Below are 20,276 nucleotides of genomic sequence, written 5' to 3'. Positions count from 1 at the left end.
CACCTCCTTTTTACATATCTGAAAACTCATTATTCAGCTTAGGCTAAACAATGAGCTAAACCCTTTCCTCTAAAGACTACATATTAGCAGGATATGGTACAATTCTTTCCGCTTTGTTTAGCCTTTAAAAGCGCTTTATCTGAAGCAAGAATAAGGTCATTAATCAATAGACCATCGTCAGGATAACTCGAAACGCCCAAAGAAACAGTTATCTGGGGATATGCCTGATGATCAAGTTGACTTATTTCCGACCTAATTTTTTCGGCCATTCTTAAGGCGTTCTTTTTATCACAATCCATTAGGATTAGAGTTATTTCCTCTCCACCATATCTATAAACACGGTCGCTTGCGCGGACACAGGCTTTAATGGTCTCTCCTACCTTTCTGAGTACATTATCGCCTATATCATGGCCAAAGCGATTGTTAAAATCCCTAAAGTTGTCAATATCGAGAAATATAAGGGAATAGAAACTACGATCGTCAACATCTTTAATTGCCTGATCAAAAGCCCTTCGGTTTAGGAGTCCCGTTAGACTATCCGTCATTAGGCTAGACTTCAACTGCTGGTTTAAGCTTGTTAGTTTATCATGCCTTCTATAATAAAGAACAGCCACAATAAAATTCACTACTCCAAACAAAACTCCCAATAGGATGCAATGCAAAAGAAGGTTATTGGACTGTGACATTGGCATGACATACAAGAGTACAACTGCATAAATTATCCCCGTAAATACCATAGCTATTAGCAACCATAATTTACTCATTAGGAAAAAACTCCCCCTTCTTAAGTGATCGCTAAAAGTTTCTTTTCACAATCTAAGAAAGCATCTACCACATTCGGATCAAAATGCTGGTTTTTATCCGCTACAATTCTCTTCATCGCTTCTAAATGGGAGAGTCCTTCTTTATAAGATCTCTTAGATCGAATTGCGTCATACGCATCGCAGAGGGCGAAAATCCTTGCCTCCAAAGGAATCTCCTCCCCCGCTAGTCCCTCGGGGTATCCTTTACCGTTAAATTTTTCGTGATGATATGCGCATATATTCATCCCCATTTCGAGAAAAGACTCCGTTAAATGGTATTTTTCAATCGTCTCTCTGAGTACATTTTGACCAGTAAGTACGTGTTGCTTCATTTCATCGAACTCTACATCCGTCAATTTGCCATTTTTCAATAAGATAGCGTCGGGTATAGCTACCTTACCAATATCGTGCAACGTTGCCGAGTAATAAAGATTGTCTAAAAAGTCACGAGTAATAACCTTTTTAAACTTTTTATGTGTGCTTAATTGTCGGGCTAAGATCACGGCATAATCTCTTGATCTTTCTAAATGCTTCCCTGTCTCTGGATCACGCCCCTCTGCCAAAGTGGCCAGTGAAAAGACAATAGCTTTTTGTGTGTTAATCGTCTTTTTTAAGACTGAAAAATTCGTTAGGACGCTGAACACAACTAAGCTGAAAAATAACAGAAACAAGGCTCCGAACAGGTAAATTAGTTTACCTAAGGTCACTTTCAATAAAGGATATTGATGATATGCGGCAATGATAAACGGTTGTTCAGCAAAGATCTTAACCCTGACATAATGGATCATTTCCAGATCAGTAATGGGGTACCATCCAGAGTTACCCGTAAAGGCATAACCAAGGTTTTTGATATCAAGCGTTCCCACCTTCTGATCGAAGAAAATATCTGTACCATCATCCGTATGAATAAACAATTGGATGTTGGCGAGTATCTCAAAAATATTGATTAAATCAAGATCGATGAACGAGACTCCTTTTTTCACCGCGCTGTCATCGAATAAAGGCAAAGCTAGTGTCATTAATACTCGCTTCGTAGTGTCAGTCCCTTCTATTTCTGCCGCGAAATAAATTGGAGAAAACGCTATCTGCCCTTTCTCCAAGGCAACAGCTTTTTCAAAAAGTTCGTTATGTATCTCACGATTACTTAAGCCATTAGGCCAAGATAGTGCTCTTAACGTTTCGCTTTCTACCTTTAACATCTCTGCTCCAGACAGATTTGTGATCGTCATCTGGTACGATTGTTTACCCTCTAGAAAATCCGCCAGCACTTTCTCTACTTCACTTTTTTTTAGCGTATCAAACTCTTGGGCAAAGTATGATTCTAGATCAGGTAACGTTAAGACAAAGTCTAAGTCCCTCTGAAGATCAGAAAAATAATTGCTTATGATCGTTTTTCCCGAAGTAACTTCTGCCATGGTTTTTTGACTTCTCCATTGCGCTTCCTCTTCATAGACCTGCCTCGTCCCTATGTATAATGATATTCCGAAACCTACTAACAAAAGGAAAATGACTATCAGATAAACCAAGTTCTGGCGTATTAACTTTCTTATTAAGAAAAAATCCCCTCTTGGCCGAGTAGGGAAAAGCTTCATCATTATGTTATCCTTTCCCCTTGATGGATTTATAATACCAATGGTTCCCAATGACATAGCCTTAGTATAACAGCTAATCCGGTTCGAAGTTGTGAAAATAATATTAATTTGTCTAAAAAAGATATAAGGAGAGTCGCTATGCTAGCTAAACTCCCTAATAATACTACACAATTGTGAATTTCCTATGAACGTGGCTCTAACAGAAAAGAGTAGTTTCTCTTATGTGAGGTATACACCCAGTGTCACGAATATCTCTTTCAAGCAAGTTCCCCACCCCCTACCAGCTAGTTGACGTTCCTTCTTATAAACCGCCTTCTGTATATTCTCATTTTGTGGACTCCTTTGGCCAAATATGGCAACTCCAACAGTTCGAATTTACGGCTGTATGAGTATGGCATGAAACACAGAATTGATCAGACTCTTTTGAAGCCGGATCATAATGACAATTCACACACGTTTTAAGATTATTTTCGAATGACTTTCCTTGACTATTAATATATTCCGTTTTGCCATTGCGCACGGCTTCCTCTCTCCATTGGTTCAGAAGTTTCATATGATTGGCCCTCATCCATTCCACAGGCTCGACACATTCCTTAACCGCTAGTTTCTGTATAGCGGGAGTATTAAGATTTATCACAGGTCCCGTGTTCGATTTCCCAAAATTATAGAAGAACGGTAAGCTCATTAAAGCAACAAAGACAACCAGTGACGCAATTATTTTTCCTCCCTTGTACATTATCCATCACCCTTCTTTTGCGTTGTTTAGGATCACCCGTATAGTCTTTAGTCAATGTCCCTCTCTTTATACGCCTTTCAGGAACCTGCAGCTACAACTCTAACATGCCATTGTTTCCTACATATTATCAAATCCATTTACAAATTCATGAAGCTCGCCCACCACAACGTCCTGGTTAGTTTTTTGAGTATAAGCCTTCGTAATGGCTACTACTTGATCTGATGTGGTAACCTCACCGTTTGTTAGATCAACACCTAAGCTTTTTGCATCATAGCCACCACCCATCATGCCCTGGCCTAATCCGAACCGTCCCAGTGAATAAAGCACAATATAGGTTATAAAGAGGATGCCCCTGGGCAGTTTGAGCCAACGCGGAAGGATTATGATCAGTGCAAAAACAATCATGTCCCATTGCCCTTCCCATACCTCAGCTGGCCATAAGGGTTGGTTTCCATAGGCCTCATCAGCCGGGGTGCCTGGAGGATAAACTAGGCCAAACCCTTGGTTAAGATGCCCCAATCCCTGTTGCGTAGAGTAAGTTCATATCGGTTGCGCCACACCCTGAACCGGCAAACTTAACTGTGCCAAATGTTCGCTTCTTGTTGTTTCACTCATAACGTTTCCCTCCAACTAGCAATCTGTCATAGACCCTTTTGCTGTCTATTCTTTACAGATGATTATCTCATCATGCGAAACACCGTTTTTAGTACTTCGTCCACTACCTCTGTGTCACCAGTTTCTAATCGTTCCCACACACACGATTTCATGTGTTTTTCCAAAAGCAACTTGGATACCCCGTCGAGGGCAGCCTGGGCGGAGGAGATCTGATTTAAGACATCATCACAATAATCTCGACGCTCAATCATTCCTTTAATGCCCCGAATTTGACCCTCGATCCGGTTCATCCGGGCGATGAGCTGGTGAATCGTCTTTTCGTCATGATGACTCCGGATATGACGGTCTTTTTCCGTCATATCTTGGCAACATGAAATTTCTTTAACCAATCCGTTCATTTACTTACCACCATTCTAAATATAGTATAGGGGGCTACCCTATATATTCAAGTTTAAAAAAAGCAACCACAATGGGTATACTCATAAAATTGGTTTCCTGTACTTAGTATGACTTTACGATACGATAAACTTATAAATAACTTGTGAATTTCTAATCAGAAGTAAAATCTATGTGCAAGGGGCAGTAACTCCCTGTGGAGACACTACCCTTTTTCCGATTACCTAATATTTTTGATAAAGTATCAAATCCTTATATCAACTTTACTGCCTTATATCAACTTTACTGCCTTGTATCCCTTTAGTTATTTCAGTGGTTTGATTGGTTTGTTGTTGTTTTGCTGCAAGATCATCCGCTTTAAGAGCTTGTTTAGTTTGCGAATTTCCATGCATCCCTTGCATCCCACAATTTCTCGGCATACTGCCAGCACCTGACACTCCACTCATTCCCATCATGAAAGCTACACCTCCTTTCTTCGGTATGTACAATCGTTTTCTGAACATTTCACCTTAATCCATCTTTTTTGTGGTAGCCCATATGACGATGTCTTGCCTATTCGAATTGTATCGAACCAATGTGAACAAGCTGTGAGGATCCTGTGAATTTGTGAATATTCTGTCCCAACCGCCTAAAATCCTCAGCGTCTTTTATGTTTTCTGTTCATTTACCCTCTAGAACCTTTTTTCGGCTCTGATACTCTGCGGAATCTATTTCACCACGCGCATATCGTTCACGCAAGATGTCCATTCCACTATGCTTACTTAGCCCTCCGGTATGATTGTGAGGAACAATATGTCGAAATATATAGATTCCCAGTAAAATAATCCCAATCCAGAAGATGAAGTGCATTCCAATCCCCGGCATCCCATAGCCGCTACTTCCATAACCACCATACCCCCAACCACCCATCATATAGAAATTCCTCCTTCAAATTAACTTTATAAACTCCAACATATTATCTCTAGATACCTAGTCTATTATGTGGGATGAGTTCTCTAGTAACGAGCATTGCATCACTAACCCATAACTGAAATTACGATTGCACTACAGACTAGTATAATCATCTTTTCTGTAAAACACGTACTTCTGCCTTCCCCTTCTGAGAATACAAAAAACCATGGCCACCTCGTTATATTCATAAGTTATTCACAACTTATTCATTAGTTTTTCATTTAAATCCGTTATAGTTCATCTATAACTTGTCCCAAGAAAAAGATGGAGGTAATAATAATGAAAAAGATTTTCACAATAATTACAACTGGATTTATGATTATGGCTTTCTCCAACGCCGCTTTTGCATCTACAGCAGTATCCCAAATGGCTACAAATAAGGGTGGTCAAGCTGTAGCACAATGTGCTCAAACAATGGATAAAGGCGTATCTCAGTGTGCTCAGATACCGATTTGCAATGAATTAAACATGAATAATGATTTGATTACCCAATAACCCAATACCAACTTAAGGTCCATTGGCTGAAAAATCCTATCTTTTGTCTTTATTCAGTTCGTTAGAACGTGATTAAAGCATTGAGGCAGCCCTTGGGTCTTTTCTTTTAAGTTAATTTCATAATGTTTAATTTTTGATTCAAGTTCAATTGTTAAACGATTCAAATGAGAACAAAAAGACAGAGCGTAGATATACATTCTGTCAAACAATTTGGGCTTCATTACAATTTGTGTGCTGGATATAATTTAAGCGATTTACTTATTTGCTTGATAAAATTTAACAAAAACAAAGCTGTAAATAATTGATGCCAACACTATACTTGCATAGTTCACAATCGAAAGTATGACACTTGGATAATAATTTCCGAATACGTAAACCCCCAAAACTTGGGAGCCAACTAACGCTCAAACCATAGCCCACTGAGTCGGGAAATAGTCACTTTTATAAAAATAATTTTTAAAGTAATCACTGATTAAATATACTGTAAATATAGCCCAACCAATGGCTATGACGTAAGAAAATGTGATAAAAAAGAACGATGCAACTTTAATATCAAACGAAAACCACGTTTGTAAGTATAGCATGATTTTGTAATAACTTATTCCATACAGACAAGTAATTGGAACTACTAAAAAAAACGCAGGTTGTATCTGATTATCCGGTAATTTGCTGGATTTTATCTGTTGGTAAATCAAATAAGTGAGTTTAATTACAAGTAAGAAAGAACCTATACTTAAGGCTAACAAGGATGCAACCGCTGCTATCGATGCAATCTCTCTGTTGCTTGCCATGGAGGCTATTCCTGCTCCGGTTAAATTCACTAAACCAAATGCAAAAACATCAAGTAGCCAGACGAAATTTAATTTAGTGACATCCAACGGCTGGCTTAACCAGCTTTTAAGAACCGTAAATTCAAGCTTGAAAAGCATCAACAAAAGAAATCCAAACATGATTAAGCCAGGCAACATCACTACTTGGATATTAGCTGATAATTGCGGAACAAAAAAAGCCAACGGAGCTAAAATCACATTCATAGTCATAGACAGGGAGGCAATGGGTACAAAAATGCCTGTAATTCTTGATGGTGGGCCACTCATAAACTCTTGGTAATCTTGCTTAGTGGCAAGCCATTGAATGAGGTCTTTTGAAAAAACTACAATAGAAAGTAAGTTTAATATAGTGAATACCAACATAATCCCGATTAAAGGAACATACATGCTAGTTTGCATTGCTGTCAAACTTGCCCAAGGGATATCTGAGAGCTTAATTAATCCGTTTCCATGAGGCACTGCAAACTGCAGATAGCTGAAGGCCATCAGTGTGATGCCCCCAGCAGCTAAGGGCGCTTGGAAATTAAATGGTGAGAACTTCAAAATACTTCCTCCCTAACAACAATTCAGTTGAGAAACCTTGTACAATTATTGCATTCTCCTAAAAAGTCACTACCTTATCCGCCCACTCAACCATGTCAAGACAGTCAACCATCGTTGAAATAGGGCAAACATCCGTGCCGCCAAGGTTACGTGCCCTTAGACAAGTTCCGCACGCCAATATTTCTCCGCCGGCTTCTGAATAAGTCTTTATCTCTCCAGCCACATCAAACTTCTCGTGAATAAGGTTCTCACATTCTACTGCTTCCCCCATTAGGAATACTTGAACTTCATGGCCATTCTTTAAGGCAGTGTTAGCAAATCTGAAGGCGTTCCAGGCTTTTTCTAATTCTTTTGTTTCCAGAATAAGTCCTAGTTTCATAATTTATATCTCTCCTCCATTATTAAAAATAGAATCCTCTACAAAACCCTTTGCTTTCAGACACGTCTTACACAATTCCATCGTTTGGTTTGTCAAGCTGGCATTTTTGCTTGGTTAAAATTTATTGTCCTTCTTGCTTAATGATATGTTACCATACTACACGCCATAATGGTTATGCATTGTTATCATAGATGTTATGCAAGTCAGGTATAATCTGTGGATATTCGGCAGTGAAGAGTATTCGAGAAGTGGCCCGGTTACATAGCGCATTACACAATAGATATACCCTAGCCACATTGAAAACGCCCATTTCTTATAACTCAAACGCATAAAATCTATGCAAACTATGCATTAGAATTATCAATTCATTCATGCTGATCTTTAAGCTCTAATCCATCAACGTGAAGTTGATTATTATAACAAGGAGGTAGTTTAAATGGATTCAGTTAGTACTTTTGTAGGAACCCATAAGAACTACAAAATTGGATTGGTTTACTTTTTATTGTCTTGTTGTTCGGCGGTTGGTTTTATCCGCCTTTAGGGTACTTTATGGTATTTTGTATGCTTGGGGCTATGGGTATGGGAATAGTTAAAGGTAGGTACTGGTGCGATTGGATGTGCCCACGAGGAAGTTTTTGGGATAGTATTTTAAAAAGATCCAGCATTCGCAAAGAAGTCCCCCCATTTTTTCGTCATCCAGCCTTTCGCTTAGGTTGGCTAGTATTACTAATGACTATGCTTGCTATTCAGCAGCCACCTGTCTGGGGTGATTTTTATCTAATAGGTAAGCCTTTTGTTAGGCTGCTTACTGTAACTACTATTGTGGGATAAATGGGTGGTCAATTTTCTGTTTCGGTAAAGGTAGAGTTCCTTTGGGATTAGGTGACCCACGATACAAAAAAGGCTTACTGAGATTTTAAAATTATCAGCAAGCTTTTTTTATGGATAGGATGCCTATTAAAGGTCCGCCCATAATTCCTATTTTATTAATTTATGAATGACTCCAATAAACAAAAGGGCCGGATGGGGTAACCGAAAATCTTTAGGGTATGTTAAAATTACTGGGTAAGTGCAATTCAAGGGAACTCCTTGCAGGACTCCCTGCTCTAATTCTAGCTTTATTAAACTTTCCGGTAAAATACTACAACCAGAACCATTAAGCAGAAGAGTTTTAATTCCTTCTAGGGAGTCAACGGTTAATGGAGCATCAGCAGGTGTTAGCTCCTCGGGAAGAAACTCTTTATACTTTGAAAACAAGTAAGTTAAGGGAGGAAAAAGAAAGGGAGAATACTCAGCAATTACTTCGGCGATTCTAGTGATATTAGGGAAACCAGTCATTTCTGTGTTTTTCTGTTTATCCATGAACGTCACGACGTCAGCTATATCCATGGTTTTCAAGGTAGATCTTAAGGTGGATTTCGCCGAAGTGACTAAGAATAGTCTTTCTTGGTATAGTGGTTCAAGGGTCAGAGGTAAATTCTCTGCTGGTTCCACCTCGCAAAAGAAGGCGAGGTCGATCTCACCGCCTGCTAGAAGATTATATAAATCACCATGAGGATGAGAACGAATCTGAAGTTGTAAACTTGGATAACGACGGTGGAATTCCCCCGCGAAGCGAGGTAAGAAGTAATTGCTCAAATAACTATCCGCCGCTACCGTAACCGTTCCCTGGCGCAAATCTCGCAGATCTTGAATGGTTCGGTTTGCTTGCTCTAGAGTTCGAATAATCTCTTCAGCATAGGCCAAGAGTTTCCGCCCTGCTTCGGTCAGGGAGATATGATTCGCCATACGTACAAATAGCGTTAATCCAATTTCTGCTTCCAAAGAAGATATCTGTCGGGAGACCGCAGGTTGGCTTAGATAAAGTTCTTTAGCGGCCTTAGAAAAACTCCGCCAGCGCGCGACTTCATAAAAGGCTCTTAAATGCTGAATGTCCACGCTATACTCCTTTCGCATAGGGATTATAACTAAGTTGCATTTCAATTATATATGAAATATGATACGCTAAAATAGATAAGGAGGCAAGGCAATTGGCTGATTTCAACCGTTTAATTCGTTTAACCAATTATTCTCCTGGATCTGGCTGAGCTTGTAAAATAGGTCCGGAGGACCTAAGCATTCTTTTATCCTATATACCCAAGCAGAACGTTCCAGGTTTGCTGTCTGGACTGGATGATGACGCGGCTACTTATAGTATTAATGAAAATCTCGCCATTGTACAAACTCTGGATTTCATTACTCCTGTCGTTGATGACCCTTATTCATTTGGCGCCATTGCAGCAGCCAATGCGATCAGCGATATTTATGCTATGGGAGCCAAACCGATATTCGCTTTGAATATCGTCAGCTTTCCGATCAAAACGATGCCCATGGAAACCTTAGGAGCCATTTTAGCCGGAGGTGCTGCGAAAGCTGCGGAAGCTGGGTTTTCCATTGTCGGTGGGCATTCTGTGGATGATGCTTCACCAAAGTATGGCCTTTCGGTAACAGGTCTCGTTCATCCACAAAAATTGATCCGCAAAAGCGGTGCTCTTGGCGGGGATGCTTTAATTTTGACAAAACCTCTAGGCACTGGGATTTTGTCCGCAGGGATTGATTCTGGGATTGTGGGAGATGAGGTAGAAGCCGCTTTAACCGCAGTCATGTTGGAACTTAACCTCAAGGCTGCTCAAGTTATGCAGTCGTTTCCTGTCCATGCCTGTACGGACGTTTCGGGGTTCGGCCTGTTAGGCCATCTCAGAGAGATGTTAAATCCGGATTTATCCGTGATGCTTGATTATGACAAGCTACCGATTTTACCCCAAGTTTGGGATATTCTTAAATATGGGGGAATTTCCAGCGGAACCCATTCGAATGCTCGCTATTTAGGTGATCAAGTCCAATGGGAAGAAAAAATAACATTACTTGAACAAATGGTTCTATTTGATGCCCAAACCTCTGGTGGTTTACTGATGGCCGTTCCTGCAGAGGTGGCTAATGCACTGATTTCTGAGCTAACCCAAGCGAAAACTCTTGCCGCAAATATTATAGGCTATGTTAGTAAACGTAATGATTTCCCGATTAAAGTTCGACGGGGGTAGGGCAGAGGAAAATTAGGAAGAACAAAGAAAGAACTTATTGATATGGGCGACCGTCCTAGAAAAACAAGCTTAGATTGAAGCAGACGTGGATCAACGATCCACGTCTGCTTCAGTTATATTACACTTTCTCTAAATTGACCCAAGTATCATAGAACGACGCACTACCACCAATTTTTCCAGTGGCAATAGTCGCTCTCCAAATTGCTCATGCCCTATAACATACGACGATGAACAAACAAAGGCAATATCCACTTTTCCTTCTTGGATCAAATCATCAACTTCTTTATAGCTTTTCCTCTGTACCAACTCGACTGGTCGATTTAACGTTTCTGATAAATAATGAGTTAAAGCCTGATATCGAGCAATACTCTGGCTTGGAGACAACCCCACAGCCAACGCCACGCGTAAACCATCCTGAGTTGACTTTGACGGATTGTCTAGGGGTTGTAAGTTGGAAAGGGTTACATGTTGCGGAGTTTCTGCCTTGCCACATCCGTTCAATATCACGACTGCAAGTATCGCTGTGCATAATAAAACTATACGAGGTAGCATCTTCATAAAATTAACTCACTTTCCTATTAATTTCAACGTAAAGCTTGTACAAGAATAGCGCCCAACCTATGATTTATCCAGGATGAACTTGGACATGCTAAACCTGCTACCACTCAACGATATGTGAACTAAATGGAAACGTATAAAGTATTCTGCGATTTTATAGAGAAGGCTCTGATTTATGCATACATAGACTTCTTGAGATTCGTAACCACTTTAAATATTTAAAATTAAGAGGGGTTTCTCTTTTTGTGTCGAATTTTGTGAGTTGGGGTTAGACAAAGCCAAAACTCGTATTCATTAAGGGGGTAATACTATGAGTTATCAAATCGAAGGTGCCATCGTTAAGGAACAGGATATTACTTTTGCTATTGTTGTGGTTAAACCTCATATAATCCAGAGCAACAGCGAAATCCAAGAAGCCAGAAATGCTTATAGTCATGTTTTTCCAGGTATGCCAATCATCCTAATGGGCAAAGACTCGCAAGGAAACGCAACTTACAATGGTAAAAAAGAAATAGTGAATTTTCTTGCACAAATAGATCCGGGCCGAATTCCATGGAGGCGTTATATAATTACTTAATTAGTTTCGGACACTAGTAACTGTTTTACAATATCCAAAGTCCCTAGTCTTAATGGCTAGGGACTTTGGCTTATCATTTTGGAGGCATTACGGATAGCCTGTATAGGATCTGGCTAAAATAGTCTACTTACTGGAATCACACATTCTGGTATATCATTATGTGGAGAATTCACCTGCGGTGATACCTCGTAAGCAACCATCCCTTCCGCCGAAAAAGGCCTCAACAACCCTTTCACTTCGCGGCTAGAGGTAACATCCGCATCCAGCCAAAGCGACTCCATGTCCTGTGGTAATATTACAGGCATTCTGTTGTGTATTGGTTCCATCAACTTATTAGGCGTAGTCGTAATGATCACACAGGAGTTTATAGTTTGGCCTGTCGGTGACAACCAAGAATCCCACAGACCAGCGAAAGCAAATGGTCTGCCATCATGCAGCGTGATTCTAAAGGGTTTCTTGACACGACCTTCTTTTTTCCACTCGTAGAAGCCGTCTGCCAAGACCAGACAACGCTTTTGCTCAAGCGTCTTGCGAAAACTCGGCTTTTCCTCCAATGTTTCCGCTCGGGCATTAATCAACTTGCTCCCGATACTCATATCTTTTGCCCAATAGGGTATCAAACCCCATCTTAACATCAGTAATCGATTGCACCTATTTTGTTGGATCACTACAGGAACTGTTTGAGAGGGAGCAATGTTATAGCGTGGCCCAAACTCAAATTCAAGTTGAACTAGGTCAAAACGGTCCCTAATATCTTCTGGTTTGGAAAAGGAATATCGGCCACACATAAGCTTTCGCCCTTTCTCGGTGATGAATACCCTATGAATGTCCCTCGAAATTTGGTCAGTTATTCTCTTCCCCATCTCTCAAGATAGTTTCCTTGTATTTCATTTTTCGGGTATAGTCCTTATTAGATTTATGGGGGCGAGTACCCGTATTGAAGAGAGACCTTGTTCTTGCCTTACGAACTAGCTTAGATTTCTTATTCATTTTTTCCTCCAGAAACATTAATACGGGTTCCAATAGGACCTTCTATGTAATAACATAACTATAATACAGTTGGGATAAAGTTTGTAGGAGTGATAATGTGCAACCAATCAAGGATAAAGAGCTTGTCTATGCAATTTTATTAGAGGATGGTTCATATTGGTTAGGTGGAGGGATCAGTAACAAAGTTAAATTGCGAACGACACTTAATTTAAGTATGGCAGCTTATCTCTCCTTCGATAACGCTAGCGGTTATGCAGAACAAATTAGGGGTAAGCGTATAAGTTGCGAAGTAGTCAAAGTCCAAATATCAGTCGTTGAATAATTATATAAATAATTCCGGTTCTCTTCGCGAAGCAAACTCGATTTCTAGTTCCTGTTTATGTCTTAAGTAATCTTTATCTTTCCTGTTATGACTGGTTCGGCCTTACTTGATCTCGGTGTTCTTGAATTCCTTCAGACACTCGAGACATTAACCTATACTGAGTATGTAAGTGAGGGAACCTTTGCCGGTCGGGTTTATAAGCTACGTCATGATCCAAACGGAGCCCTCGTAGCCTATGTCAAGGTGCTGCAAGGCACACTCCGTGTTCGCGATGAAGTCCGTTATAGGAACGGAGAACATCTGAAGTCGGAAAAGATCAACCAAATCCGATGTTATAGTGGGAACAAATATAATGCGGTGTATTATACAATTATAAAATGCAACTATTGGACTGCACAGCCACCTTTAGAGCTATAACGCATATTGTCTATACTAACAGAAATTAATGTCCAGAGCTATTATCCCCTATGTGCTGCTTGCGACTAGGACGAAACTCCTACTCGTTTAGGGACCTTATTCCCCACATGCCTAGAAAGGTGGATTATGCAGATCAGTTGTTTTATAATTGCCAAGTATTAATATTGGGTTTTAGGTTATTTGAAGGAGTGTCTTACTGATGCGACAAGTAAGTGTGAACAGTCTTAAAGTAGGAGATATGATGGGTCGGACGATTTATTCTGGGCAGGGTCGAGTATTGCTGGGACGAGGAGTCCTTCTCACTTTACCTTACATTGCTCGATTAAGAGAGCTAGGAATAAGTATAGTCTACATTGATGATGAAGAAACACAAGATATTATTATCGAGGATGTTGTATCAGAGGACCATCGTCGAGAGGCAATCATATCCTTCGAACAGTCGAGTCAAGCAGTCAGGCTAGGTAAAGATTTTAATGGCTTTGAAGTAAAAAAGGCCATTAACAATATTGTAGAAGATATTCTTTACCAGAAAGAAATTTTTTTAAGCCTCGTGGATATGCGCAGTTTCGACAACCAAATGTTCTCACACGCGGTCAGTGTGTGTGTGCTTGCTACAGTTATAGGTAAGGCTCTAGGGTTAGATAGGACGAACTTGGAGGCGCTGGCCATCGGTGCTTTAATGCATGATATCGGCACAGTAAAACTGCCGAAACAGCTTATTCACAAAAGAGATCCCTTATCATCTCAGGAAACTTCTCTTTATCAAACTCACACTACGAATGGCTTTGAGATTATAAAAGCTAAACGCGAGCTCAGTCTTTTAAGTGCCCATGTCGCTTTACAACATCACGAACGGATAAACGGCAGCGGATATCCCCGTCAATTGAGCGGGAAGCGTATTCATCACCTAGCTCAAATTGTCGGTCTTGCTGATTTTTATGATAACTTGGTGAATGGAGCGCCTGGACATCAAAAAGTATTACCGCATGTGGCTTGCGAAATTGTAATGGGGAGTTCGGGAATACTTTTTCACCCAGATCTTGTTGTAATGTTCTTAAAACATGTGGCTGCCTATCCAACTGGATGTACGGTTAAACTCAATACTGGAGAAGTTGGTATTGTAGTGGATCAAAATAAAAGTCTACCAATGAGACCGATTATTAGGGTTTTAGCAGGTGATGATACTTTAAGTGCCTCTGTTAAAGCCAGAGAGTATAACCTTGTGGAGATGAATACTACTTTTATTGAGAGTATATTAGAATAAGGCACAACCCATGCCGAGCATATGAATACAACAAAAAAAGAGAGGCCTTCTTTAAGCGCCTCTCCTGTAATAAATACACCTGGGTAGGGCCTCATAGATCGGGCCTACCCACGGGGTCGTTTTCCACACACAATAGCTAGCAAGTTCATTACCCTTAGAAAACCAATGTACAAACGCTAAGTTCCATATCCTTTTCCTGAAGTTCAGCTAGTTTCGGCATCGCATCTTGAAAGTGTTTTGAACTCATATGGCTTTGCAGTGCCTCCATACTCTCCCATTCCTCTACAAATGTAAGTACTCTTTTATTTTTAACGTCCTGAAACAACTGATATGTAATACATCCATCTTCTTTTCTAGTTTCCGCTACCAATTCAGGAATACTGCTCTTGAATTCTTCGACCATGCCCTTTTTAATGGTTAGCTTAGCAATAACCTTAATCATAGTATCGCCCCCACTTTCTTCAAATTAGTATAGTTTAAAACCTAACTTTCGATCTTTGGAAAGTTGAGTAAGTTATTACTATAATCTTCTATAAAAACCTTTCGATTCCTGTTTTTGGAAAGATACTTTAATCGTATTTTTATTTATGCCCTGCTTCAAAGGAGCAGCCACCATTATCGTTACCCGACTTTCCCATATTAAGAATTAACCTAACTAAGGAAGCAGCGTCCCAATACAAGCATCGATATTTATATTGATAAATGAATATCTTTCAAATAAATAAAAAAACGCCCCTTCAGGCGTTTCCTTTATAAATTTCGAGCAACTACAATCGATGGGTCTTTATCCTAATAAATACTCTTGAATCTCACTAAAAGAATTGCCAAAAGTAAATGCAGAAATTCTTTTCCCTTCAGCATACTTATGGTTTAGATTTTCGTTGTAAGTCTTCTCGTAGTAAGCAAGAATACTATCGAAATTCTCAACCTGATTTATAATTACTTCCGGCTTGTCAAAGCCATCCATCTCTATTAGGATTCCTACGAATCGGTAATCAAGTTCTTTAGCCCGTTCGAATGTATTGCTTAAATACTCAATTGTTAAGGATTCCATCTCTTTTTCTCCTTTTTTCTCTTTATTGGTCTCTTAAGAAGAATATCTCATATTGCCCAGTTCTGTAATGTCCAACTGTCCTATTTTAGATAGGACCAAAGCCAGATACTTCTTCAATAGTTAGGTTTATATATCTTAACCCAGAAGCGAAAAATCAGCACTTAATTTGCAATAGTTATCCAAAAGGAAAGCGCCTTATTCCAGGCGCCCGTTAGTCAATTTTTTCATCTCCAAGATGTGCTCCGTAATTGAAGGCAAGATATAATGCTAGACAGATCAGATACGGAATTATAAACTTAATAATAAGTACCCACCTTCTTCGCTACTAATAAGTTAAGTATAATACTTTCTAACTTTTTCCATAATGTCCAAATAGCACATCTTAATAGGGCTTTGGTCCTGTTTTTTGTTTTTAAGTTGTTTATTTAAAACACGATAATGGCAGTTTACATGGCAGCTAGTCCCCCTGAAAGCATGAGCACTATCGCAGACAATGCTAAAATGATCCCCTACGTATACTTAACCATGTTTGCAGGCTCTAAGCTACCATTTGTAGTCATCCTTCCTAATACAAACGTTGCTGAGTCAGCTGATGTCACAAAGAATGTTGTAATTAAGAATAACGTGATGAAATTAAAACAGACAAAAGCCTACCATACGGATAGTCTTTTGTCTGTTTAGCAAAGGTCTTTTTGAAAAATCACAGCTGAGAATCGTCTACCCCATCGAGCCAGTCTTCAATGACTTTAACTACGGATGTGATGCAGCCATCTTGAAATGGAGATACCAAATTGGCTAACTCAGTCAGTTTTAAAAACGATTGACTGCCCCCGGCCTGACAAAGCCTCAGGTAATCTGCCCAGGCCGATTCGCGATTTTCACGGGACCTTTTCCAGAACTGGAAGGCGCAAATTTGGGCTAGGGTGTAATCTATGTAATAAAACGGATCCCCAAAAATATGCCCTTGTTGATGCCAGTAACTACCTCGTTCCAGATAGTCGTTGTCTTCATAGTCGCGATGAGGTAGGTATTTCCTTTCGATCTCTCTCCAGGCTGCTTTCCTATCCTGTGGTGAAGCCTCTGGGTGAGCATAGACAAAATGCTGGAATTCATCAACACTAACCCCATAAGGAATGAAGAGTAACGCATCACTCAAGTGGGTGAATTTATATTTGTCAGCGTCTTCTTTGAAGAAAAGTTCCATCCATGGCCATGTAAAAAACTCCATGCTCATCGAGTGGATCTCACAGGCCTCATACGTAGGCCAATGATATTCCGGTATTTGAAAGTTTTTACTACAATATACTTGGAAAGCATGCCCGGCTTCATGCGTCAAGACATCTATATCGCCAGATGTACCGTTAAAATTAGAGAAGATATAAGGCACCTGGTATTGACTGATAAACGTACAATAACCGCCTCCTGCTTTACCCTTTTTACTAACCAAATCCATCAAGTCATTGTCCACCATAAACTGAAAGAATTCGCCTGTCTCTGTTGACAACTCGTTGTACATACGTCGTCCATTGTTCACAATCCATTCTGGATTCCCTTGAGGCAAAGCATTGCCTGTTTGAAAATTAAACTTCTCATCATAATAAGGCAAAGTCGCCGACCCCAGCCGTCTCCTTTGTCGTTCCCGTAGTTTACTGGCCACCGGAACAATAGAGTCTTCAACTTGCTTACGGAAGTTTGCCACCATATCTGGAGTGTAGTCCGAGCGAAGCATTCGCGCATACCCAAGCTCAATGAAGTCTTTGAACCCTAACCTCTCGGCCATTCGTGTTCGAACTTTAACCAAACCGTCATAAATTTCGTCCAGCTTCACTTCATTAGCAGTAAAGAAAGCGTATTTGGCGGCATTGGCTCGTTTCCGCATCTCTCGATCGGTCGATAACTGAAATGGTACCAAGCCAGGTAGATTTCTTTCTTCCCCTTCAAACATTATCTTAGCCGAAGCAATAAGCTTGGTATAATCACTGGAAAGTTTGTTTTCCTGTTGTAAGTCTTCAATGATTTCTGGGGCAAAGGTTTTAAGGGTTAGATCAGCTTTGACAAAAAGCTGTTTTCCCCACTTTTCTTCTAAGCCCTGTCTGAATTTCGAATCGACCAAAGACCGATAATATCGGGAAATCAAGCCCTGATAAATCGGAGTTTTTTCGTCAAAGAAAGTCTGTTCCTCCTCGTAGAACGGGTCAGTCGTATCAACAGTATGGCGTATATGCACAAGCTGCTCCATCGACTCAAATTGACTTCTTAACTCATTAATTGTTACCATCAGCAGATCCTGTTGCTCTACATCTTCAGCCCGATCAAATTTAGCTAATAGATCCGTAAACTTGGTTTCCACTTCCAATAAATTCGGACGTTGATAAGTGAACTCCTTAAACTTCATGGTAGCACCTTCCTTAGACTTATTTATAGTCAATATTTCACGGATTCTAATTTTCATTCGACAAAATCAAAGCGGGTTTTAAACCCTCGCTTGTAACTGCATGTTTTGAAGGACGTGTGGTTAAAGTAAGAAAAGGTTCTTAAGCAAGGAGGGTAATTGATGGATAAGGTAGAGAAAATACATGATACACAGGAGAAAGCCGAAGAAAATAAGAAGCATCAAGGTAAAGGGAATCCCGGCAAAAAGTTACCCAATAAGCAGCACAGCACCAATAAATAACCTCTCACGGAACCATGATCTTTGTCGATCATGGTCCTTTTCACTAAAAGACGTAGTTGAAGGGATGGCAAGGCATTCCTCAGTGCTACCGCGTAGCGGCATGTGGGCCTGACTAGTATAGAAAAAGAGGTGTGAATTGCCACACCTCCCCTATTAAAAATACTTTTCACGATCCATTCCTGAAACAAGTTAAGCCGCAGTAAAACCCCTACTGACTCGAATACCATAAAAATAGTGCCAAATGAGCTTAAGGACCAGCGGAACGGATATCGGCTGAAACGTCCTTAAATTTAGCAAAATTCTGGCGGAAGCTCTCCGCGAGAGAGTGTGCAGTTTTGTCATAAGCCTCAGTATCTTCCCAAGTATTACGTGGAGTTAAGATTTCAACTGGCACCCCAGTTACCTCTTCTGGAATCAGTATGCCAAAGACAGGATCAGGACTATATTGAACCTTCTCTAACTCTCCATTAAAAGCAGCTGTTATTATAGCTCTGGTATAAGCCAGGTTCATGCGTTTACCAACTCCATACGGTCCACCGGACCAGCCAGTATTCACTAAATATACCTTAGAATTATGTTCATGGATGCGACTTCCCAACATTTCCGCATAAACGGCTGGGTTTAATGGTAAGAATGGTTCCCCGAAACAAGTAGAAAATGTCACTTGGGGTTCAGTGACTCCCCGCTCAGTACCAGCGAGCTTTGATGTGTAACCAGATAGAAAATGATACATGGCTTGCTCTTTGTTAAGCTTCGCGATCGGCGGTAATACTCCAAAGGCATCCGCAGTTAAAAACACAACCACACCTGGATGGCCGGCCAGACCCGGTATTAAGGCCTTATCAATATAAGTGACAGGATAACCGGCTCGTGTGTTTTCAGTAAGAGAGTTGTCACTGTAATCTGGCTCCCTAGAATCAGTATTTACTATAACATTCTCAATAACTGTCCCGAACCGAATGGCGTTCCAAATTTGAGGTTCCTGCTCTTGAGATAGGTTAATGCATTTAGCATAGCAACCTCCTTCAAAATTAAAGACTCCGTTTCTGGACCAACCGTGCTCATCATCACCAATCAGATTGCGCTGCGGATCAGCTGACAGAGTGGTTTTGCCCGTGCCTGAAAGACCAAAGAAGAGTGCAACATCCCTGTTGGCTCCAACATTTGCCGAGCAATGCATAGGTAAAACTTCACGTAACGGCATTAAGTAATTAAGTACACTAAAAATTGATTTTTTCATTTCACCGGCGTACTCTGTACCCCCCAAGATAATAACTTTTTTCTCAAGGGAAAGAATAATATAAGCTTCCGAGTTAGTACCGTCTGTTGCAGGATCGGCTGTTAGCCCTGGCGTACAAATCATCGTGAATTCAGGTTGATGCTCCTTCAATTGGTCAACGGTTGGTCTAATAAATAACTGCTGTACAAAGATGTTATGCCAGGCATACTCATTAATCACTCTTATCGGTATACTGTATTTGGCATCTGCTCCAGCAAACCCGTCAAATACAAAATACTCCTTTGTTTCTAAATAGGCCAGAGCTCGTTGGTATAGGTTATCAAAATACTCTGGGCTGATTGACTTATTAACACTCCCCCAAGCTATTTGACCTTGAACAGAAGCCTCGTCTACAATAAAGCGGTCTTTTGGTGAGCGGCCTGTGTAGTTTCCAGTAGTACAACAAAGTGCTCCGGTATCAGAGAGTATTCCTTCCTTTCGCGCTAAGGCAATTTCGATTAGTTTACTTACGGGCAAGTTTCTGCCAAAAGGAGACTTTTTAGCGAACAGGTGATTTACACGGGAACTGGTGTCCATCTGTATTAACCCCCCAGATCTCAAAAATGTATCAACAAACCAATTAAATATCTGTGTTTCTAAACCATTTGCTGACATTCAAGAATTAATCACTCTATTGGCTATATTATCAGATAAACCCTATCTTTTCCAAGTGTTTTTGCTTGGGAAAAATAAATTATTTAGGGTGAGTCCCGACTAGGAG

General features: G+C 40.3%; 25 protein-coding genes. 9 read left to right on the top strand and 16 right to left on the bottom strand.

Features of this window, described 5'->3' with window-relative positions; genetic code table 11:
- Positions 1-83: 83 nt before the first annotated feature.
- The 7 genes from ACYQ3Q_RS11850 to ACYQ3Q_RS11820 all read right to left on the bottom strand — a co-directional run bounded on the left by ACYQ3Q_RS11850 (position 84) and on the right by ACYQ3Q_RS11820 (position 5,054).
- Positions 84-764: a GGDEF domain-containing protein gene (locus ACYQ3Q_RS11850; protein ID WP_459928753.1), complete on the bottom strand. Its 681-nt coding sequence runs from the start codon at positions 762-764 to the stop codon at positions 84-86.
- Between the two features lie 20 nt (positions 765-784).
- A complete protein-coding gene (locus ACYQ3Q_RS11845) occupies positions 785-2,398 on the bottom strand; it encodes an HD domain-containing phosphohydrolase (RefSeq protein ID WP_459928752.1) in 1,614 nt (537 codons plus the stop codon).
- A gap of 322 nt (positions 2,399-2,720) precedes the next feature.
- Complete coding sequence (gene dsrJ / locus ACYQ3Q_RS11840) at positions 2,721-3,131, bottom strand: sulfate reduction electron transfer complex DsrMKJOP subunit DsrJ (RefSeq protein ID WP_459928751.1); 411 nt, start codon at positions 3,129-3,131, stop codon at positions 2,721-2,723.
- Positions 3,132-3,248: 117 nt separating this feature from the next.
- A complete protein-coding gene (locus ACYQ3Q_RS11835; protein ID WP_459928750.1) occupies positions 3,249-3,650 on the bottom strand; it encodes a prolipoprotein diacylglyceryl transferase family protein in 402 nt (133 codons plus the stop codon).
- Between the two features lie 158 nt (positions 3,651-3,808).
- Positions 3,809-4,105: a metal-sensitive transcriptional regulator gene (locus ACYQ3Q_RS11830; RefSeq protein WP_459929031.1), complete on the bottom strand. Its 297-nt coding sequence runs from the start codon at positions 4,103-4,105 to the stop codon at positions 3,809-3,811.
- A 300-nt stretch (positions 4,106-4,405) separates the two neighbouring features.
- On the bottom strand, positions 4,406-4,597 hold the full coding sequence (locus tag ACYQ3Q_RS11825; protein WP_459928749.1) for a hypothetical protein: 192 nt from the start codon (positions 4,595-4,597) through the stop codon (positions 4,406-4,408).
- Between the two features lie 205 nt (positions 4,598-4,802).
- Positions 4,803-5,054, bottom strand: a complete 252-nt coding sequence (locus ACYQ3Q_RS11820; protein ID WP_459928748.1) for an SHOCT domain-containing protein — start codon at positions 5,052-5,054, stop codon at positions 4,803-4,805.
- 318 nt (positions 5,055-5,372) lie between these two features.
- On the opposite strand from ACYQ3Q_RS11820, the gene ACYQ3Q_RS11815 reads away from it, so the two are divergent.
- A complete protein-coding gene (locus ACYQ3Q_RS11815; RefSeq protein ID WP_459928747.1) occupies positions 5,373-5,588 on the top strand; it encodes a hypothetical protein in 216 nt (71 codons plus the stop codon).
- A gap of 254 nt (positions 5,589-5,842) precedes the next feature.
- Here the strand turns inward: ACYQ3Q_RS11815 and tsoY are convergent, their stop codons facing one another.
- The gene (tsoY, locus tag ACYQ3Q_RS11810; RefSeq protein ID WP_459928746.1) at positions 5,843-6,961 is read right to left on the bottom strand and encodes a selenoprotein TsoY; all 1,119 of its coding nucleotides are present in this window, start codon (positions 6,959-6,961) and stop codon (positions 5,843-5,845) included.
- Between the two features lie 58 nt (positions 6,962-7,019).
- Complete coding sequence (locus ACYQ3Q_RS11805; protein ID WP_459928745.1) at positions 7,020-7,340, bottom strand: DsrE/DsrF/TusD sulfur relay family protein; 321 nt, start codon at positions 7,338-7,340, stop codon at positions 7,020-7,022.
- A gap of 549 nt (positions 7,341-7,889) precedes the next feature.
- Between ACYQ3Q_RS11805 and ACYQ3Q_RS11800 the strand changes: the two genes are divergently transcribed.
- On the top strand, positions 7,890-8,171 hold the full coding sequence (locus ACYQ3Q_RS11800) for a 4Fe-4S binding protein (protein WP_459928744.1): 282 nt from the start codon (positions 7,890-7,892) through the stop codon (positions 8,169-8,171).
- Between the two features lie 147 nt (positions 8,172-8,318).
- On the opposite strand, the gene ACYQ3Q_RS11795 is transcribed toward ACYQ3Q_RS11800, so the two are convergent.
- Positions 8,319-9,278: a LysR family transcriptional regulator gene (locus ACYQ3Q_RS11795; protein WP_459928743.1), complete on the bottom strand. Its 960-nt coding sequence runs from the start codon at positions 9,276-9,278 to the stop codon at positions 8,319-8,321.
- A gap of 113 nt (positions 9,279-9,391) precedes the next feature.
- Between ACYQ3Q_RS11795 and selD the strand changes: the two genes are divergently transcribed.
- Positions 9,392-10,420 carry a selenide, water dikinase SelD gene (gene selD / locus ACYQ3Q_RS11790; RefSeq protein ID WP_459929030.1) on the top strand — a complete coding sequence of 343 codons (1,029 nt, stop codon included), beginning with the start codon at positions 9,392-9,394 and terminating at the stop codon, positions 10,418-10,420.
- 129 nt (positions 10,421-10,549) lie between these two features.
- Here selD and ACYQ3Q_RS11785 read toward each other — a convergent pair whose 3' ends face one another.
- Positions 10,550-10,978 carry a PhnD/SsuA/transferrin family substrate-binding protein gene (locus ACYQ3Q_RS11785; protein ID WP_459928742.1) on the bottom strand — a complete coding sequence of 143 codons (429 nt, stop codon included), beginning with the start codon at positions 10,976-10,978 and terminating at the stop codon, positions 10,550-10,552.
- Positions 10,979-11,288: 310 nt separating this feature from the next.
- Between ACYQ3Q_RS11785 and ACYQ3Q_RS11780 the strand changes: the two genes are divergently transcribed.
- Positions 11,289-11,555 carry a hypothetical protein gene (locus tag ACYQ3Q_RS11780; protein WP_459928741.1) on the top strand — a complete coding sequence of 89 codons (267 nt, stop codon included), beginning with the start codon at positions 11,289-11,291 and terminating at the stop codon, positions 11,553-11,555.
- Between the two features lie 113 nt (positions 11,556-11,668).
- Here ACYQ3Q_RS11780 and ACYQ3Q_RS11775 read toward each other — a convergent pair whose 3' ends face one another.
- A complete protein-coding gene (locus ACYQ3Q_RS11775; RefSeq protein ID WP_459928740.1) occupies positions 11,669-12,343 on the bottom strand; it encodes an SOS response-associated peptidase in 675 nt (224 codons plus the stop codon).
- A 299-nt stretch (positions 12,344-12,642) separates the two neighbouring features.
- Here ACYQ3Q_RS11775 and ACYQ3Q_RS11770 point away from each other — a divergent pair, with 299 nt between their 5' ends.
- The 3 genes from ACYQ3Q_RS11770 (at position 12,643) to ACYQ3Q_RS11760 (ending at position 14,548) form a co-directional block, all read left to right on the top strand.
- Positions 12,643-12,867, top strand: a complete 225-nt coding sequence (locus ACYQ3Q_RS11770; protein ID WP_459928739.1) for a hypothetical protein — start codon at positions 12,643-12,645, stop codon at positions 12,865-12,867.
- 87 nt (positions 12,868-12,954) lie between these two features.
- A complete protein-coding gene (locus tag ACYQ3Q_RS11765; RefSeq protein ID WP_459928738.1) occupies positions 12,955-13,284 on the top strand; it encodes a hypothetical protein in 330 nt (109 codons plus the stop codon).
- A 199-nt stretch (positions 13,285-13,483) separates the two neighbouring features.
- Positions 13,484-14,548, top strand: coding sequence for an HD-GYP domain-containing protein (locus ACYQ3Q_RS11760; protein WP_459928737.1), 1,065 nt, complete (start codon positions 13,484-13,486; stop codon positions 14,546-14,548).
- Between the two features lie 154 nt (positions 14,549-14,702).
- Here ACYQ3Q_RS11760 and ACYQ3Q_RS11755 read toward each other — a convergent pair whose 3' ends face one another.
- Both ACYQ3Q_RS11755 and ACYQ3Q_RS11750 read right to left on the bottom strand, forming a co-directional pair.
- Positions 14,703-14,990 (bottom strand): putative quinol monooxygenase, encoded by a 288-nt coding sequence (locus ACYQ3Q_RS11755; RefSeq protein WP_459928736.1) that lies wholly within the window; start codon positions 14,988-14,990, stop codon positions 14,703-14,705.
- Between the two features lie 342 nt (positions 14,991-15,332).
- Positions 15,333-15,602, bottom strand: coding sequence for a hypothetical protein (locus tag ACYQ3Q_RS11750; protein WP_459928735.1), 270 nt, complete (start codon positions 15,600-15,602; stop codon positions 15,333-15,335).
- 474 nt (positions 15,603-16,076) lie between these two features.
- Here ACYQ3Q_RS11750 and ACYQ3Q_RS11745 point away from each other — a divergent pair, with 474 nt between their 5' ends.
- A complete protein-coding gene (locus tag ACYQ3Q_RS11745) occupies positions 16,077-16,283 on the top strand; it encodes a hypothetical protein (RefSeq protein ID WP_459928734.1) in 207 nt (68 codons plus the stop codon).
- Positions 16,284-16,302: 19 nt separating this feature from the next.
- Here ACYQ3Q_RS11745 and ACYQ3Q_RS11740 read toward each other — a convergent pair whose 3' ends face one another.
- On the bottom strand, positions 16,303-17,997 hold the full coding sequence (locus ACYQ3Q_RS11740) for a M3 family oligoendopeptidase (protein WP_459928733.1): 1,695 nt from the start codon (positions 17,995-17,997) through the stop codon (positions 16,303-16,305).
- Between the two features lie 159 nt (positions 17,998-18,156).
- Here ACYQ3Q_RS11740 and ACYQ3Q_RS11735 point away from each other — a divergent pair, with 159 nt between their 5' ends.
- Positions 18,157-18,276 carry a DUF4023 domain-containing protein gene (locus ACYQ3Q_RS11735; RefSeq protein WP_459928732.1) on the top strand — a complete coding sequence of 40 codons (120 nt, stop codon included), beginning with the start codon at positions 18,157-18,159 and terminating at the stop codon, positions 18,274-18,276.
- A 247-nt stretch (positions 18,277-18,523) separates the two neighbouring features.
- Here the strand turns inward: ACYQ3Q_RS11735 and pckA are convergent, their stop codons facing one another.
- The gene (gene pckA, locus ACYQ3Q_RS11730) at positions 18,524-20,092 is read right to left on the bottom strand and encodes a phosphoenolpyruvate carboxykinase (ATP) (protein WP_459928731.1); all 1,569 of its coding nucleotides are present in this window, start codon (positions 20,090-20,092) and stop codon (positions 18,524-18,526) included.
- Between the last annotated feature and the right edge of the window lie 184 nt (positions 20,093-20,276).

The organism is Desulfosporosinus burensis (assembly GCF_054657535.1).
Note: the sequence above shows the minus strand (reverse complement) of the source record. Positions and strands in the feature narration are given on the sequence as shown.